The organism is Streptomyces piniterrae, from assembly GCF_005048155.1.
Lineage (GTDB): Bacteria > Actinomycetota > Actinomycetes > Streptomycetales > Streptomycetaceae > Streptomyces > Streptomyces piniterrae.
In genome coordinates, this window is record NZ_SUMB01000005.1 from 297,301 (window position 1) to 314,870 (window position 17,570).

General features: G+C 72.3%; 12 protein-coding genes. 2 read left to right on the forward strand and 10 right to left on the reverse strand.

The window, feature by feature from the left end:
* The first annotated feature begins 27 nt into the window (after positions 1–27).
* Together FCH28_RS17635 and FCH28_RS17640 are read left to right on the forward strand one after the other, a co-directional pair.
* Positions 28–879: a hypothetical protein gene (locus tag FCH28_RS17635; RefSeq protein WP_136740993.1), complete on the forward strand. Its 852-nt coding sequence runs from the start codon at positions 28–30 to the stop codon at positions 877–879.
* A 92-nt stretch (positions 880–971) separates the two neighbouring features.
* Entirely contained in the window at positions 972–2,348 is a 1,377-nt protein-coding gene (locus FCH28_RS17640; protein WP_136740994.1) for a hypothetical protein, read from the forward strand.
* Positions 2,349–2,572: 224 nt separating this feature from the next.
* On the opposite strand, the gene FCH28_RS17645 is transcribed toward FCH28_RS17640, so the two are convergent.
* From FCH28_RS17645 to FCH28_RS40110, 10 genes are all read right to left on the reverse strand, one after another.
* Entirely contained in the window at positions 2,573–3,568 is a 996-nt protein-coding gene (locus tag FCH28_RS17645) for a peptidoglycan-binding protein (RefSeq protein ID WP_136740995.1), read from the reverse strand.
* Entirely contained in the window at positions 3,568–5,259 is a 1,692-nt protein-coding gene (locus FCH28_RS17650) for a DUF6519 domain-containing protein (protein WP_136740996.1), read from the reverse strand. Before FCH28_RS17650 ends, FCH28_RS17645 begins: the two co-directional genes overlap by 1 nt.
* Positions 5,260–5,373: 114 nt before the next feature.
* Positions 5,374–7,593, reverse strand: coding sequence for a hypothetical protein (locus FCH28_RS17655; protein WP_136740997.1), 2,220 nt, complete (start codon positions 7,591–7,593; stop codon positions 5,374–5,376).
* The gene (locus tag FCH28_RS17660) at positions 7,590–11,384 is read right to left on the reverse strand and encodes a putative baseplate assembly protein (RefSeq protein WP_136740998.1); all 3,795 of its coding nucleotides are present in this window, start codon (positions 11,382–11,384) and stop codon (positions 7,590–7,592) included. Before FCH28_RS17660 ends, FCH28_RS17655 begins: the two co-directional genes overlap by 4 nt.
* The gene (locus FCH28_RS17665; protein WP_136740999.1) at positions 11,381–14,665 is read right to left on the reverse strand and encodes a putative baseplate assembly protein; all 3,285 of its coding nucleotides are present in this window, start codon (positions 14,663–14,665) and stop codon (positions 11,381–11,383) included. The genes FCH28_RS17660 and FCH28_RS17665 overlap by 4 nt, the downstream gene beginning before the upstream one ends.
* The gene (locus tag FCH28_RS17670) at positions 14,662–15,048 is read right to left on the reverse strand and encodes a GPW/gp25 family protein (RefSeq protein WP_136741000.1); all 387 of its coding nucleotides are present in this window, start codon (positions 15,046–15,048) and stop codon (positions 14,662–14,664) included. Before FCH28_RS17670 ends, FCH28_RS17665 begins: the two co-directional genes overlap by 4 nt.
* Complete coding sequence (locus FCH28_RS17675) at positions 15,045–15,335, reverse strand: hypothetical protein (RefSeq protein WP_342781637.1); 291 nt, start codon at positions 15,333–15,335, stop codon at positions 15,045–15,047. The genes FCH28_RS17670 and FCH28_RS17675 overlap by 4 nt, the downstream gene beginning before the upstream one ends.
* Positions 15,336–15,457: 122 nt before the next feature.
* Complete coding sequence (locus FCH28_RS17680; RefSeq protein WP_136741001.1) at positions 15,458–15,982, reverse strand: phage baseplate assembly protein V; 525 nt, start codon at positions 15,980–15,982, stop codon at positions 15,458–15,460.
* 68 nt (positions 15,983–16,050) lie between these two features.
* Positions 16,051–17,193: a hypothetical protein gene (locus FCH28_RS17685; protein WP_136741002.1), complete on the reverse strand. Its 1,143-nt coding sequence runs from the start codon at positions 17,191–17,193 to the stop codon at positions 16,051–16,053.
* Positions 17,186–17,569 (reverse strand): LysM peptidoglycan-binding domain-containing protein, encoded by a 384-nt coding sequence (locus FCH28_RS40110; protein ID WP_136741003.1) that lies wholly within the window; start codon positions 17,567–17,569, stop codon positions 17,186–17,188. The genes FCH28_RS17685 and FCH28_RS40110 overlap by 8 nt, the downstream gene beginning before the upstream one ends.
* Position 17,570 lies beyond the last annotated feature (1 nt).

Sequence of the window (17,570 nt, forward strand, 5' to 3'; positions counted from 1 at the left end):
GTCCCCTCCTTGTCTGCTGTGTTCGCCATGCCTGCCACCGTGCGCCTGCCGCGCACGGTGGCCGCGCGGCGTGTGCTGCTGGCGGGGCTCTTCCTGGTGGGCTTCGTCGCCCTCGGCTTCGCCTTCGGCCCCGGCGCCCACGCCGAGGACCGCACGGGCGCGGCGGCACTGACCGGGGCGACGTCCCCGGACACGGCCCCCGCCGAGGCGTCCACCCCGGACCGGGCCGCCACCCGGGACGGGGCGGCGGACCGGCTCTCCGACTCCGGCACCGAGTTCGCGCAGCAGCGCGAGGAGGCCCGTACGGAGTTCGCCGAGCGCGAGAAGGCCGCGTCCACCGCGGTCAACGACGCACTGCGGCCCGCCGCACAGCACCTCCAGCCGGTCACCGACCCCCTCACCGAGCCGGTGAACGGGGTCGTACAGGACGTCCGGGACGTGGCCGGTGCCACGCTGCCCGCGATCCTCCCGTCCGGTGAGCAGGCGGGACCCGGCAACGGCGCTGGGCCCGGTGACGGCGACGCGTCGGACGCTGCGCAGCAGCCCGGTTCGCGGGCCACCGCGCCGGCCGACTGCGCCGTGGCCTCGTCGTCCGCTCTCGCCGACGACCTGGGCAAGCCGGCCGACCGGCAGCTGCGTCCCGTCGCGCACGAGCAGCGCGACCAGGGGCACGACGGCCTTCCCGGCCAGTTCCCGCAGGGCCCCGTGGCGCCCTCCTCGCACTCCGCGGGTGACGGCCACGGCCCCCGTGGCGGGGACCAGTTCGCCGCTTCCCCGGCGGACCCGACGCGCTTCCGGCTGCTGCCGGGTGGCGTCCGCACGGCCGATGGCGCTCCGACGCGTCGGCGTGCCGAAGAAATCCTCGAATTCCCCGGCTAGGGCAGACCGCTCCGCGTCTGTAACTGACCTGCCGCGCGGGGGTGGACAGGTCTGCCCGTCAAAGCCCACCGAATTCGAAGGACATCGCCATCATGCGCTCGAACATCCGCCGTTCCATCGTTGTTGCCGCCGCCGCCACCGGCCTGTGGGCCCTGGGCTCCGTCGCCGCGAACGCCGCAGAGCTGCCCGTCACCCCGGAGCTGCCGGCCACCGGCTCGGTGACCGACGCCGCCAAGCTGCCCACCGGTGACGCGGCCGGCACCGTCGAGTCGACCGTGAGCGAGACCGCCGACAAGGCGACCGGCGCCCTCGGTGGCGTATCGGCCCCCGAGCTGCCCGCCGCGCCGTCGGCGCCCGCGCTCGGCGATGTGACCGGCGCCCTCGACGGTGTGCAGAAGCCGGGCGTGCCGTCCGCCGACCTGAAGAAGGTCCAGAAGACCGCCGACGCGAAGAAGGCCGAGAAGGCCGCCAAGAAGGCCGCGAAGAAGGCCGGCAAGCTGGCCCAGGGCAAGCTGCCCGCCGCGCCGTCGCTGCCCGCCACCCCGGGTGTTCCGTCGGCCGAGCTGCCCAACGTGCCGAGCCTGCCCGGCACCCCGGAGCTGCCGAAGGCCCCCGCGCTGCCGAAGGCCCCCGGCTCGGCCGACAACCTGCTCGCCGCGCTCGCCGGTGCCGCTATCCGTCCCGAGCAGCTGACCAACACCGCCCAGGGCGGCCTGGCCACCGTCCGCCCGACCGTCGAGCAGACCGCCGAGGACGTGCTGCCGCCCGTCGCCCGCCGTATCGTCATCAAGGTCGTGCCGGTCGCGCAGACCGCCGTCGGTGGTGCCGGCCAGCTCGCCGGTGACGCCAAGGGCCAGGCGACCCCGTTCGTGACCGCGGTCGGTGGCCACGCGCAGGTGTTCGTGACCGGTGTGACCGCCAAGGCCACCCCCTTCGTGCAGGGTGTCGCCGGTGACGGCCAGGTGCTCGCGCAGGGTGTGTCCACCGACGCCACCCCGTTCGCGCAGGGCCTGGTGACCGTCGTCGCGGCCGACGCGCAGTCCATCGCCACCACTGCCGCCGCCGGTGCGCAGGGCCTGGCGCCGGCTCAGGTGCCGACCGACCTGACCGACGCGGTCGCCGTCCCGGCCGTGCCCGCCACCCCGGCCGTCCCGGCTGCGCCCTCCGTCCCGGCCGTGCCCGCCGCGCCGTCCGTCCCCGCCGTGCCGGCCGACCTGACCGACGCCGTTGAGGTCCCGGCCGCCCCGGCCGTGCCCGCGGTCCCGGCCGACCTGCCCGACGCCGCCACCCTCCCGGCCGTCCCGGCTGCCCCGGCCGTCCCCGCCGTCCCGGCGAACCCGACCGACGCCGTCGCCGTCCCGGCCGTGCCCGCCGCCCCGTCCGTCCCGGCCGTGCCCGCCGACCTGGCCGACCTGACCAACGCCGCCAACATCCCGGCGCTGCCGGCCCTCCCGGTCCAGGCCGTCTGAGGCCCTCGGGCCCACACCACCGGCTCGTCGTCTGCGGCGGCAGACTGCATCGGGTAACGCCGGAGCCGGAAACCCCATGAACAGCCGGGTGGTCCTCTGTGGGGGAGGGCCACCCGGCTCCCTTTTGCGCCTAAGCCGGCGCCGCTCTCGCGGAGGTGGTGACTCACGGTGGGGGTTGCTCAATTGATGGTTGCCGCCACCTAGCAGTCATTCCAACTGCCGAGTCAGCTCTGCGAGTTGGGCACCCGCAAGCGGTCCCAGCTCACCTTCCCCGGCACCCCGTCCGCGTCCTTGCCCTTGAATCCGAGCTTGTGCTGCCAGGCCGCGTACGACTTGCGGTCGGCCTCGGTCCACTCCGGACCGGGGCCTTCTTTGTAGCGGCCGCAGCCCTCGGCGATCAGCCGCTCGCCCATCGCCTCGATCAGCGCACTGCGCGCCCCCGGGTGGAAGAACCCGCCGCCGGGGAACGGCTCGTACGGCGGATGCCGCGGCTTCGGCGGCGGTGCCGGCGCCCGGCCACCGGCGTCCGAACCGGAGTCCGTACCCGTACCGGAACCCGACTCCGAACCCGATCCCGACCCCGGCTCAGAACCGGCCTCCGGCTCCGAACCCTCGCCGCCCGCCGCCGGCGTCGCCAGCCGCCGCTTGATCCGGTCTCGCAGGGAGCCCATCGTGAAGCCCCGCGGATCGACCTTTCCCGGCTGCCACTCCTTGTGGCCGATCACCGAGCGTTCGCTCCAGCCGTGCGCCCGGCAGATCGCCGCCGCGACCTTCTCGATCGCCAGCCGCTGCTCCTCCGGCCAGGGATCCCCGCCGTTGCCGAGGTTGATGCACTCGAAGCCGTAGAAGTGCCGGTTGCCGTCGGTGTCGGCGGCGTTGTCGGGCGGCAGCTCGGACTCGTCGATCACCGCCCGCAGGACGTCCCGGTCGCCGAGCCCGGCGTGGTTGGCGCGGCCGTTGCCGACGAGATGGATCTCGCCCTGCTTGTCGATCACACCGTGACACAGCGGGCCCGGCAGATCGGGGTGCCCGTCGTAGCACAGGTCCACGGAGTGGGCGGTGCCCTGGGTGACGGTGTGATGGATCATCACCCCGTGCACCGGCCCCCACGGCCCCTTGGAATTGCGGTGGTGCGTGCGCCAGTCGCGGACCTCGTGGACGACCAGGCCCTCGTCGTGTAACGCTTTCAGCAGCTTCGAGGCGGTCAGCGGAGTGGCCATCAGCCCGCACCTCCTTCGTCGACCGCCGCCTCGGCCGCCGCGCTCGTCTGCGACCTGCTCGGCGGAGCGGACGGTGCGGACGAGGACGCGGCGGTCGAAGACTCACCGGAACCGCCGGAACCGCCGAAACTTCCCGGCCCCTCGCCCGCCTCCTCCGCCCGCGCCTGCGCCTCGGCGGCCAGCGCCGCGTCGTCCGCCGCGGGGATGCCCGCCGCCAGGGGCCGGAACGCCAGCCGCAGATCCGGTACGGCCTGCTCGCCGTGCACCCACGCCAGCGGCGCGTAGTGCACCTCGATCCCGGCCGGGGACTGCAGCAGCGGACGCCGCGCCGTATCCGTCGGCCACTCCACGGCACCGGTCGCGGTACGGGCCGGGATCAGCCAGAAGTCCCCGGTGCGGTAGGTGCCGCCGGCCTCGAAGTACACCTCGACGCCGTCCTCCAGCGGCAGCCAGCCGCCCTCCTCGACCCGCACCGCACCGTGGTGCAGCCGGCCCGCCTTCGCTCCTCGCATGGGGGCACCTCCCTGCTCGAGCGGAGCCGAGAGCTTGGGGGAAGGCCGGGCGCTGTTCTCGTGGTGGTCCCAGCGGCGCAGGAACGGATGCAGCTCGGGCCGCCGTCCGACGCCCGGCGCCGGCTCGTCCGAGAGCCGTACGCGCCGTCCCGGCAGGTCGAGCTCCTCCACCCGCAGCAGCGGCGCGGCCTCACCCCGGCTCGAAGTGGCGGTGTCCACGAACTCGACCCGGTCGCCGACGTTCAGATCGAGCTTGTCGTCGTTGCCGAGGGACGCCAACTCGACCCAGGTGCCGTCGAGTTCGTCGACCGGGAAGGTGACCGAACCGTTTTCCCTGGACCATTTGAAGGTGGCGTCCCGCGCGGTGCCGGAGTCGTGCACCTCGACCCGGTAGAGCTGGTTCTCCGGCCCCCGGTAGCGGGCGTCCGGGGCGACCAGGCACGGGTCGTCGTCCGCGTGGTCCGGGCGCTCGCTGCGCGCGGCGAGACGGGAGGTGGCGCGCTGCTTGTCGGCCCACTCCGCGAACGCCTTGCGGAGGGTGTCGACCGGCGGGTTGTCGCCGTCCAGGCCGAGCGCGGTGCCGGGCAGCGGCAGCACCTGCCACACCACCTTGGTGCGCGCCGCGGTGTCCGGCAGCGCCGAGCCCAGCGCGACCTCGCGCAGCGCCGGGTCCTCGGCCGCGGTGACGCTCCGCTCCCACACCTTCAGATACGCCAGATACGGGAACTGGCTGGGCAGCCGGTCGCCGGGCCGCTCCGGGTCCCGGAAGCCGTCGGGCTGGTCCCAGTACGTCCAGGTGGTGGGCGCGTTCGCCGACTCGCCGGTGTCGCCCGGCTCGCTCGCGTCCTCGCCGCCGTCGTGCCCGGCCGCGGGGACCGGTACGCCCGGCTGGGGGCGGGTGGCGTCGCACAGGATGCCGTCGACGTAGTAGCGGCCGCCGCCGATGACGAGGTCGTCCAGTTCGTGGGGCCCGCCCCGCAGGTCGATCTTGAAGCCGGTGGCGCCGCTCGGGCCGCCGTGCCGGCCGATGAGGTCGGCGGCGAGGGTACGGGCCTGGAACAGCTGGATCGCGGTCTGCTCGTTGGCGTCGGCGTCCAGTTGGACGCGGCCCTGCTGGGCGACCACCGCGGAGTAGTGACGGTCCGGGCGGAAGGTGAGGCGCGAGAGATCAGCGTGCATGGAAGGGGTCCCCCTCGTACGGGTTGCTTCAGAAGGTCAGGAGGTCGGAAGGCCGAACGGCGTGGGCGGTCGGCGGATCGGGCAGGTGGTTCACGTCGCGAACGGGCAGGTGGTTCACGTCACGAACACGATTCCGGCATCGGTCCCCGCCGGGGTGTACTCGGCGAGCCGGGCCCGCAGGCTGTCCTCGCGCTGCGGCTGGTAGAGATCGTGGTACGCGCCCATCTCGGCGCCGTCCTCCGCGCCGCGCCTGATCTCCTCGGCACAGCTTGCCGCCAACTGCCCGTACCACGGCGACCCGTAGCGCTCGCCGCGCAGCAGGGGCCGCACCCGGGAGGGGTTCTCCGGGCCCGCCAGGTCCGGCTGGCAGCGGTAGCGGCGCGGGGTGCGCGACCCCGGCGGGACGTAGCTGAACCGCAGGCAGCCGATGCCGCGGCGGGCGACGTGCAGCCGCCCGGTGAAGATGCTGTTCTCGGCGATCCGCACGGCGTGGGTGTGCACCTCGCCGATGACGGTGGTGCGGTGGGCGTGCAGCACCGCGTGCGCATGGCGGCAGTCCGGTGCGGACAGGGCCGCCCGGTCGTGCCCGGTGGCGTCCAGGATGCTGTCCCGGAGGTGGATGGGCAGCGGATCGGTGCCCACCTCGTCGCCGATGACCTCGATGGTGCCGAGGATGCAGCGGTCGATCTCGACGCAGGCGGTGGTCCGGTCCAGGACCAGGCTCGGCTCCTCGGGGGAGGCCGGATGGCACTCCGGCTCCAGGGACCAGCCCGGTACGAGGGTGCAGTGGCGCAGTGTCACCGCACCCATGGGGCCGGTGACGTTCAGGCCGCGCCCGGTGACCAGCAGCCCGTCCAGCACGATCCGCGGCCGCTCGCCCTCGGCGCGCTCGCCGTCTCCCGAATCGCCTTCCCGCGCACGGATGTTGAGCGCGTCGGGCCGGTTGCTGTACCAGTCCAGCAGCCGGATGACGGGGCGGGTCCCCTCGGCGGCGCGCAGCTCCAGCCGGTCGCCGGGGTCCAGGTCGAAGTCCAGCTGCTCCTGGTAGGCGCCGCTGTGGGTGATCTCGATGATCCCGTCGGGGCCGCAGCGCCCGGCCCGCCGGTCGTGCCGCCACTCGCCGTACGCGTCCATGATCCGCTGGAAGGACTGGCCGGGCCCGACCCGGTAGACGGCGGCGTCCGGTGGAGTGCCGTGGTTCTCGCGGTCCCGGCGGTCCTCCCGCAGGTATTCACCGCCGCCCAGGTCGTCCCCGAACCCGTAGTGGTAGTCCACCCAGACACCCTGCCGCGGGGCGGAGCGCGATCCGAACGCCATCCGGCCCAGCTCCGGGTCGACGGCGACCTGCCCGCGCTTGGGCCGGTAGCGCCAGTCGCCGAGGTCGGCGACGACGATGTCGGACGGCGGGATCGGGGTGTCCTGGCCGTCCCGCCGGATGGTGAAGCTCTTGCCGGGACCGTAGTAGTCCGCGAGCCGGTCGTGCAGCTGGCGCCGCCGGATCGCGGCCGGCACGTTGTCGATGGCCGCGATGTGCGTCGCGGACGGCTCCGGCTCGGGACGGGTCACCAGCGCCGTGTCATTGCCCAGGATCGAGAAGGTGTAGAGGTTGCGGGCCCGGTCGATGCAGTACGCGGGCGCCTGCGTCACCGAGTACGGCTTCAGCCGCCAGACGAAGAGGCCGACCCCGGCCGGGGTGTAACCCCCTTGTGTGCGGGAGGAGTTGAGGCTGCGTACGTCCACCGACCTGGCCACCGTGCCGAACGGTCCGCCGGCCAGGTCCAGCGCCGCGCCGTCCCGTACGTCCACCAGCCGCCCGCGGCCGGCCCGCCGTGCGTTGACCGCCTCCGTGCCCGACCCGTACAGCTTCACCGGCTGTTGGTGCGCGACCAGCCGGGAGAACTCCACCGCGCGGGCCGGCCAGCCCGCCACGTCCTGCGACAGTTCCTCCAGCAGTGCGAGGGTGCCCTTGCGCCGCCGGTTGGCGACGGTGGCCGCCACGTCGCGGCGCGGCGCCAGCGCCTCGGCGAGCCGTCTGCGGGACGAGTCCGGCAGCCCGCCGTCCCGCAGCCCGGTGGCCAGCACCCGCTCGTAGCCGGGCAGCGGGCGGTAGCCCACCAGATCGCCGATATACGGCAGCACCCACTCGGCGGCGCTCTCCACGAACCAGTCGTCGTACTGCTGCGCCACCCCGTCGCGTACGAGATCGACCTGCTCGGCGATCACGGCCAGCAGGGCGCGCAGGGGTTCACCGGCCGCGGGATCCTCGGAGTCCCGCAGCCGGAGCCACTGCGGCAGCAGCTCCGCGAGCCCGTCCGGCTCCCTGGTCGACGTCATCGGGTTACCTCCGTGAGGATCAGGGTGTCCGCGACCTGCGGTGAGAACAGGGCGAGCTGGGCCGGCCGTATCCCGCGGAAGACGCGGACCGCGCGGCCCTTCGCCAGCGGGCGGGTGTCGGTGATGTCCGGGTTCAGGCGCAGCAGTTCGGCGAGGGAGATGCCGTGCCGGCCGGCGACGGCGGACAGGGTCTCGTCGGGCGCCGTCACCTCGTGGATCCGCTCCTCGTAGGTGGCGAGCCGGGACGGCACCGAGGTGCGCGGAACGGAGGTGAACTCATCGGCCAGACCGGCGAGTTCGTCCGGGGTGACCGACGCCGGGATGCCGGTGAAGGCGTCCACGTCCACATAGTCGACGCCGGGCACCGACTGTGCGGCGGCCAGCACCTCCGACAGCTGCGCCGGCTGCCCCAACTCCCTTCCGTCGTAACCGAGTTCGGCCAGCAGTGCCTGCCGGACCCGCGGTTCGACCAGCGGCCAGGAGTGGTCCGGCGCCACCTTCACCCTCGCCGCGCACAGCAGCAGCACCGGCTCGCGGACGTCCACCCGCACCGGCAGCCTGGCATCCCCGTACTCGGCGAGCGAGGAGCGGAGCGCTCGCAGCACCTCGGCGTCCGGCGCGATCGGGATGTCGTCCACGCCCGCGACCGTCACATGCAGCACCTTCCGGCGCCCGTCGAAGAGTTCACGCGCCGAGGCCCGGCCGATGCCGGCCCGGGAGCGGGCGAAGTCCTCGTAGTCCGCCAGGGACACCAGCCGGTCCAGCGCGGAGACGGCCAGCGGGATGGTGCGCCGGGTCAGCCGGGGGCCGTCGGCGTCCGCGCCGCCCGTCGCGGGCTGCGGATTGGTGACACCGGTGACGCCCAGCGGCCGGGTGACGGCCTGCGTGATCCGGTTCGCGGCGACGTTCGCCGCCCGGCCGGTGCCGAACCGGTAGCGGGCCCGTACGTTGTCGTGGCCGGTCGGCAGCCGGGCGCCGTGCACCCCGTCGCCGAAGGTCACCGTCGTACGGCCGTGGTCTCCGGCCGTGCCGGTCACATACACCCGCTCGTGGGGGCCGCGCCCGGCCAGGCTGTCGACGGCGTGCCACCGCAGCCCGTCGACCCGTATCTCCAACTCGGGAGTCGCGCCCAGCGGGTTGTCGTCCGGCAGCCAGGTCAGCGGCGACTGCCAGAGCGCGAACGTCTGGTTGACGCGCCCGGCGTCGCCGCTGCCGATCGCCTCGTCCCGGCTCTCGCCGTGCGAGGCGGGCACCACATTGCCCTGGATACGGACCGTGTCCCGCAGATAGCGATGGGTCAGACCGGCGGTCAGGGTGAGCCTGGTGTGGACGCGGTCGCCCGGCAGTTCGGGGTCCAGGACCTGGTCGACGCCGGCGATCACCGCCAGTTCCGTGCCGCGCACCCCGGCCGACCCGGGGATGTCGGTGCGCTCCCCGGACACCACGAGATACCGGCCGGGCCGCAACCCGTCGTACAGCTCGGCTAGTTCGATCCCGTTGCCGTGCACGTCCTCGCCCACCGGGTCGTCCGCCTGCCGCAGAGCCTCGCCCGCGGCGTGCACCGTGGTGTCCCGGATCGCCGACAGCACCACGTCGTGCTCGTCCAGCCAGGGGTCGGCGAGGGTGAGCACGGTGCCGCGGCCGGTGATCCCGTACTGGGTGTGGACGGCGGTGCGGACGGCGGTGACGCGGGTGGTGACGAACGCGAGCTTCGGGTCGCCCGGGACGGCCTCGGGATCGTCTTTGGGGTCCTTGCCCTTGTGGGGCCGTTCGATGGCGACCCAGCTGCCGACGGTGATCCCGTCGTGCACCCCGTCCAGCGGCAGCGACAGCCGGTCGGCGGGCTTCGGCACGGTCGCGATGCCGATCTCCACGGCCGGCGGTTCGCCACCGGACGCCACCCGCGCCGTGATCTCGTACTCGCCGTGCCGGACCTGCTTGTGCTGCCCGGGGCCGAGGTCCCAGGCCAGCGGTGTGCCGTTGTCCACCGCGATATGGATCTTGCCGTCCTCGGCCGGCCGGGACACGAACAGCGTGCGGTCCGGCAGGCCGGACAGCAGCCGGGCGGTGACCCCCGGCTCCTGGGAGTCGGCCGGGCGACGGCCCAGCCAGCTCAGATCGTGGTCCTGGCCGGTACGGGTGTGCAGTTCGACCCGGCCGGGGCCGAGCGTGAACTGCACGTTCTCGACGGGCAGGTTCTCGCTCCGTTGGTCCGCGCTCCCGGTCTCCATGTGCTGGAACTCGGCCCGCACCGGAACCTTGCCCGCCGTGTCGAACACGATCCGCATGCTGGTCAGGGCGGCGCCGGTGAGCGGCCAGTCGGCCGTCCTGATCACCCGGCCGCGGTCGTCCTGCACGGGCTTGAGGGGCGCCATCGCACCGAAGGGCGTGGCGGTCGCCCGCATGGCCAGGACGGCGCGCAGGACGCCCGGGGCGGGCGCCTTGGGGGGTGGTGGGGTGGCCCGCCGCCAGGCCGGGTAGAGGCCGTCGGACAGCCGCGGGTCCAGCGCGGTCAGCAGCCGCGCGCCCAGGTCCGAACCCGTACCGAGGAGGTTTCCCTGGCCACCGGAACCGGCCGGCGGGCGGACGACGCGGGTGCGCAGGGCGGGGAGTACGGCGCCCAGGGCGCGCAGCGAGGCGGGGATCCGGGCCGCGTCAGAAGTGGGCTCACCCGGCCCGCCCGGAGAAGCCGCCGGCTCCTCGCCCGCCAGCTCACCGGCCCGCTCCGCCAGTTCGCCGACCACCGCCTCCAACTGCTCGAACCAGGCGGCGACCTCCTCGTACGGGCCCGCCAGCGCCTGCGCCTCCGCGAGCCGCTCATGCGGCCCGGCCAGCCGCCGTACGAACTGCTCCGGGCTCGCGATGCCGTCCAGGTCCTTGCGCAGCGGCGCCAGCACCTGGGCGTCGAAATCGGCGATGAACCTGCTGACGGGGTGGGGGTTCGGGGTCTCGGGAGTGGGCGGCCCGGGGTGGTCGGGATCGTCGGGGTCGCCGGGCTCCGCCGGCTCCGTGATCCACTCGCGCAGCTCCGCCACCAGTTCCTTCAGCGACGCCGGCGCGGCCTTCGGCAGCCCGAGCCCTGTGACGTCCTCGTCCCGGTCCAGCCGCACCTTCGCGACCGGCAGCAGCACCCGCTTCGCCCCGAAGTCGAAGAGCAGCCGGTCGCCGACGGCCAGCGCCGTATGCGTGCCCGCGACCAGCAGTTCGGGCCGCGTCCGCAGATCGTCCTCGGTGAGCTGGGCCGGCCGGCGGCGCCGTACCGCCAGCTCGTTCCACGCCCAGCGCGCCGTCAGATCCTCGTCCGTCTCGAAGGTCTGCGACTCCTCGTCGGTGGCGGCCGGGACGCTGTGGCTGCGCGCCCCGCGCGGGATCAGCACCGGCAGGTCCTCGGCACGCGGATCGCGGTCCAGGGTGTACGCGAGATGGGTGTCGGCGGCGACGCCGGGCCGCGGCCGGTGCCCGACCAGCCGCCCGAGCAGGGCCAGCGAGCGATGTTCGTTCGCCGTCCGCAGATATCCCTCGTCCGCGATCCGCTCGCTGTGGAACGTCAGCGCGTCACCCAGCACCGCCCAGGCGTCCAGCAGTCCGATCGCCGGATCGTCGGGGGTGCGGACCGTCAGGCCGCGCAGCGCCGGGTAGGCGGGCGAGGCGAGCCGGTCCAGCATCCCGGCGAGGAAGGTGCCGTAGTCGCCGACGCGGTAGTCGAGGGCGGTGCGGCCCGGCGGGTTGTAGAGGGCGTCGGGGGCGCGGCGCTCGTCGCTGCCGCCGCATCCGCATCCGCAGGCGCTCATCGTGCACCCCCGAACTCTCCGAGTTCGATGACCAGCCGGCCGTTCTCGGGCCGTTCCGGGTCGTTGTCGCACACGGCGATCTCCAGCGGGCCGAGCCGCAGCACACCGTCCTCCCTTTCTCCGTTGTCCTGATGGAAGAGCCGTTGCAGCCGGGTCACCCGTACGCTCCGCACCCCGGGGACGGCCGCGGCCACCGCGGTGAGGCGGCTGAGGCGGACCGGTTCGCCGAAGGTCAGCGCGTCCGGGTGGAAGAAGCCGAGACGGCCGCCGGGCAGCCGCCGACTGCCCAGCACCCGGCTCAACTCGGCCAGGATCTGGCCGTGTTGGTGGCCAGGGGCGGCACACACCTCGATCGCGATGTCCAGTGGCACCGTCCGGGCCGGTTCGACGACCAGGTCGTGTCCGATCCGCCGGTAGCTCTCCAGCGCGTACGCGACGGAGTCCAGGAGGGCGGGGGAGGGGGCACCGGTCCCCAGCGCGTCGACGGCCACATGCGCTTCCTGGACGCTGCCGGTCCAGCGGATCTCGGCCGCCGCGCGCTGCACACCGGGGAGCGCGGACGCCAGCTCCGCGTAGTCGGCGGCGGTCACCGCCCTCAGGCGGGTGCGTTTGAGGTCGAGAGGGGCGAGCTGCCGCACCTGCTCGACCGGCTCGGGGGCCGTGCCGCCGGTGGCGGGAAGCGGGTTGCGGACCCCGGCGACGGGCATGGGGGCGCTGTCGTCTTCCGGCGGGCGGCTCAGCACCAGGTGGTTGATCGCCTCGGCACCGACATTGCCCGCCGTACCGCCGCCGAGGCGGTAGCGGAGCGTGAGGCGGCTGCCGGGGGAGGGGCGGGCCCCGTACCGGCCGTCACCGAAGCGCAGCGCGATCCGGCCGTCGTCCTCCAGCTCGCCGACGAAGTGCCGGTCGCGGGGTCCGCTGCGGAGGAGGTCCCGGCGGGGGGACCAGATGAGCTCCGGGGATTCCCCGATGGATTCCGCGCTGGATTCCGCGCTGGATTCCGCGCTGGATTCCGCGATCCGTATGGCGGGGAGTGCGTCCCGCGGGTCGGGCAGCAGGCCGGCGGCCGGGCCGTGCAGCACCGGCTCGTCCGGGTGCAGCCCCGCCGCGTACGCCGGACCCCAGCTCTGGGCGATCTCCCAGGCGATATGGCCGTCCAGCACGGTGCCCGCGCGCGCCCGCGCGGTCAGCACCGCCAGCCGGCGCAGCTTGGCGTCCAGCAGCCGGTCGGCGCGGTGCAGCAGCTCGCGGAGCGCCCGTACGGGATGGCGGCGCAGCTCCAGCCTCTCCAGCACCTTGAGCCCGAAGAGCACCGCCAGTTCGGCGATCTCCGCCTCCGACAGTCCGTCGTGGTCGCGGGCGCTGCGCCACAGCTCCACGAGGCGCCCCCGTACCTGCTCGCGGATGCCCGCCAGCCGGTCGGCCTGCCCCGCGGCGACCTGCGCGGGCTGCGGGAAGGGGACGGTCTGGGCGACGGGGGAGCGGAGCAGCACAGGCCGGAAGCGCGGCGCGATGCCCGGGTGGACGGACTGGGCGAGCAGCGTGCGCAGCGCCGTGGCCTGCGCGTACGCGGTGCCCGGTACGACCTTCTCGCGGCGCTGCCCGGCCAGCTCCAGGCCGAGCCCGGCTCGTAAGGTCGCCTCCTCGCCGACGACGGTGAACAGCTCACGGATGTCGTCGGCGGTGAGGGGCTGACCGCAGTCGGCTTTCTCCATGTGGTGGTTGATGGTGCGCGCGGTGGCGTTCCCGCTGTCCTTGTGGTCCGCGCAGCCGAAGGCGGGCGGCTCGCAGGAGCCCAGGACGGCGGGGAGGGGCGGGACGGTGACGGTCTCGGGGACGTCTTCCGGCTCGACCCCGAAGGTCAGCGACCGCCCGTGATCGACGAGTACGACATTGCCGCGCGCCACGCTGACGTCCGGGGCCGGCGCGCAGTCCGTACCGCCGCGGGTGGAGAGGCAGAGCGGGAAGGCGAGTGCGTCCTCCTGCGCCCAGGTGACCTCCAGCACCGGCTGGCCGTCGAGCTGGTCGACGGCCTCGGTGACGGAGGTCAGCCGGACCGTCTGGCGGTGCGCCGGGTCCTGGTCGCCGGGGGTCCCGGTGCGCGGCCCCTTGACCTCCTCGAAGAGCAGCAGGTCACCGGGGGTGAGACGGAGGACGCGCGCCTCGCAGGCGTCGTCCGCCCATTCATCGCGCAGCGTCGCGTTCGTCGCACCCTTCGGCAGGGCGCAGACCTCCCCGCCCCAGGTCCACAGCCGGATGGCGTTGTGCTCGGGCCGCAGGGTGAGCGGCGTCTCGGCCACCGGCTCGAAGACCTCCACCGAGCCGCGCTCGTCGAGCACCGCCAGCTCCCGGTCGTCGATGACGGTCCCGATCTCGGGCCGGTCGCGCGGCCCGTATGTCCTCGTATCGACGGCGGCGAAACGGAATTCTCCGGGAAGGAGGGTGAATTCCTCGACGGTCTCCAGGGAAACGAACGCCCGCGCGCTGCACCCGTCATGCATCGGATAGTCGATGAGCCGGACATGCCGCCGTACGGAAACCCTCCGCCGGGCCGTATCGAGATATGCCTCGGTCGCGACCGCGTCCTGCTGATAACTGATCTGGTCGGCCGTGTACGCGAGCAGCTCGACCAGTGTCATGCCCAGATCGGCGGGATTGCGCTCGACCCAGTCGGGCGTCGTCAACCGAAGCCGGTCCAGGACGAGCTGCCGCAGTGTGTCGTAATCGCGGGCGGTGTAGTCGATAACGGGGGCGGGCTTGAAGGTGTCCGGACAGTCCGGCCCCTCGTCGCCCTTGCTGCCCTTGTCGTCCCTGCCGTCCCTGTCGTTCCTGCCGTCCCTGTCGTCCTTGCAGTCGAACGGGCTCGGGCAGTCGGCTCCGAAGGCGAATTCCCGGCTGAAGTACCGCTGGTCGAAACCCTCGTAAGGCTGGGTGCCGGGCCGCCCGTACGGATCGGTCTCGACGAGGGACAGCCGATAGCGGGTGGTGTCCCCGGTCCGGTCCAGGACGACATGCAACCGGTCGTCGAGCTCGGGATCCTCCTCCCGCTCGACGGATATCTCCAGGGCTTCGATACCGGTGATCCGCCGCCCGCCGTCGATACGGACATTCTCCGGGCAGAGGCCGTGCGGGGCCTTTCCGAGGAACGTGACGGTCAGTGTCACCCCGTCATCCGCGACCTCCACCGCATCGATGCCATTGAGCTGCGCCGCTCTGATCCGCCCGCGCCGGCCATCGACCTGACAAACCAATTCGGCCGCTACGGCCTGCTGTTCACTCATATCCCGCCCCGCCCCTCGAACACTTCATCGCGCCGGCTCGCGGTGGAGCGCACCACATAGCGCAGATACACGCGTACGACGTTCTCCTCGCTCACCACGTCCAGCGATTCGACCTCGATCAGATCCCCCAGCCAGCGCTGCAGCGACGCCTGCACCGAAAGCTCCACCGCCGACGCCAGCTCCGGACTGTTCGGCGTGAACACCAAATCCAGCAGCCCGCAACCGAATTCGGGCCGCATCACCCGCTCACCCGGACTCGTGAACAGCAACTGCTCGATCAGGTCCCGCACATGGTCGTCGTGGGCGGAATGCGCGGTCCGCCCCCGCCGATCGATCCGGAACGGAAAAGCGATCTCGGTACGTACCTTCTTCGCAGCCCTCATCGGCTGGACACCCCCTGATGGCCGTTCCGGCCCTGTCGGACCTGCTGGCCTTGGTGGACGGACGCCACGATCGGCGGGCCCTGCGGCACCAGCCCGGCGCTGAAACACATCGCCGCTGTCGTGTCCAGCAGCACCGGCACACCGTCGATCCGTACGGCGTCGTTATCGGTATGCGGAGTCCAGCGGATACTCGTGCACGGCTGCGGCAGGTGGTCGACGGAATGCGGACACCCGCTCACCGTGAAAACGTCCACGGCGGTGGACACGGCCGCGCCATCGATCCGCACGCCGCTACCCGTCCTCCCCGCCGCCGTGCTGGATAACGCACGCCCTCCATGCGGACAGCTGATCACCGCACCGCCGTGGACGAGATTCCCGCTCACCACGTGAATCGACTCCCCCGTATCCGCTATCGCCTCTTGGGCACGGTCAGCCGGCCCTCATTGACGTCGACTTGATCCCCGACCAGAGAAATCGACGCCCCGTGCCCATTGTTGATATGGACCCCGGTCGCATCGATCCTCACGTACGCGCCACCCGGCGCCTCCAGCAAAATCCCGTTCGTCGGCACATCCGACATCACCAACTTGTGCTTCCCGGGCGTCTGAATAACGACGGGATGTGCCGTCGCAGGGCTGGTCTGCGCATCCTCCGGCAACTCCTCCCGGCTCCCGTACCAACACCCCACCCAAATCGGATAACTGGGCTCGCCCTGCTCGAACTCCACCCACACACCCGCCCCGACCGATGGCACGACCACCTGCCCCGCCTGCGGCCCGGTGAACGGAAAACACGGCAGTGCCCACGTCGACGGCTCTTCACCGAGCACATCCGGAACCTGGACGATCAGCCGCCCCCGCCCCATTGGGTCGTTGTTGTCCACCACCCGGCCGCGAAACTTGCCAAGGAACCGGTTGTTGGGCGAACCAGCCATCTGCGTACATCTCCTGGATCTTCTGGATCTTCTGTATTTACCGGCTCTTCCGGATCTCCTGGGCCCTGCTACGGGCGTACGGTCCCGCTACGGGCGATCAGACCCTCCCGCGACAGGGTGAAATTCTGCTGGTACGACCCGGGGCGCAGATTGGTCGTCACACTCTTCACGTAGTAATCGCCGTCATACGTCACCCCGGCACCCCGCACCCCGACCAACTCCCTTGGCCGCAGCACATATCCGTGCCGGTTGACGTCCAGCGACCCCGACCCGGAAATGGCATCGGCAGACGTCGCCGCCCTTCCCAATGCCTCCGCCTTCGCGATCGCCTCATCCCGCTTCGCGGTCCCGCTCAGCGTCTTCCGCTTCAGGGCCGGCGACCCGCGCAGCCCCAACGGCGGCCGCAACGGACTGATATCCGGCTGCGCGAGCAGTGGCGCCCGCCGCGTCACCGGATCCTGCACCCGCGCCTGCGGCTCTTCCCTCGCGGTCCCGTCGTAAGCAAAGGTGAGTTGATCAACCGTCGAGTTGACGTCCATATTCACGTTCAAGGCGTGCTGCCGCTGGCCGAGGCGCTGCTCGGGTCCCCAGAACGCCGTCGACCGCCCCGGCACCGGCCCCGGATCCAGATAGAACGTATAACCGTTCGCCCTGGCCAACTCATTCACATACTGCAGATCCGTCCCGACCTGGTAGTCAACCCTCAACTGTTCCCGCGGCGGCTGCGGAATCTGCTCCCTGATGATCCGAGCATCGATCCCGTAATCCGCGTACTTCCCCAGAATCCGCTCAATCCGCTGCGAGGGCGCGAGGTTGGGATACCGATCGGCCCGCTCCTCGAGGTCCATGAGAAGCGTGAGATCCTCGCCGGTGATGGTGAGGGTGGTCTGCCCAGGCTGATTACTGGCCCCCACCTCCTGCCGCACAATCAACCCATCCAGCAAAACAAACGGCGTCCCTTTAATCGACACCGCCACAATCACCCGAGTCTTGGGATCAAAAAACCCCTCAGGCAGCAACCGATCAACAATCGCCCCCTTCTTGGTCAAATCAAACGCGATCTGAAACCCGGACCGCTCACCCGCCGTACTCGTGATCTGAGCCGACAGCAACGCCTCGGTCACTTCCGCGGGCACCGGCCGAGCCGACTTCGGCCCCATGTGCAGCGACACATGTATGGGCCCCCGCCCAACCGGCTGGTCATCACCCATTCCCCCGCACCCCCGGCCCACCCATCCCACCCGGGAACCCACCCGGCAGAGGAACCGCTATCTCCTCACCCGGCTCATCCGTCAACTCCCGTGGATCGAGAGTGGGATTGGCATCAGCAATCCGCCACCACTGCCCCGAATCCCCGAAGTACCGCTGCCCCAGATGGTCCGGTCGCTCACCACTGCTGACGGTGTGCGGCACAGCCTCCTCGGCCGCATCCTCCAGCCGCGGCAACAACCGCCGCTTCGCATACCTCACCTCGGTCCCATCAGGCATGCGATGCACCCCGATCTCCACCTCGGCATACCGACTACTCCGCGGATACGGATGCGCCCCGGGCACGTCGTCCAACGCCCGCTCATACGGCTCGATCACG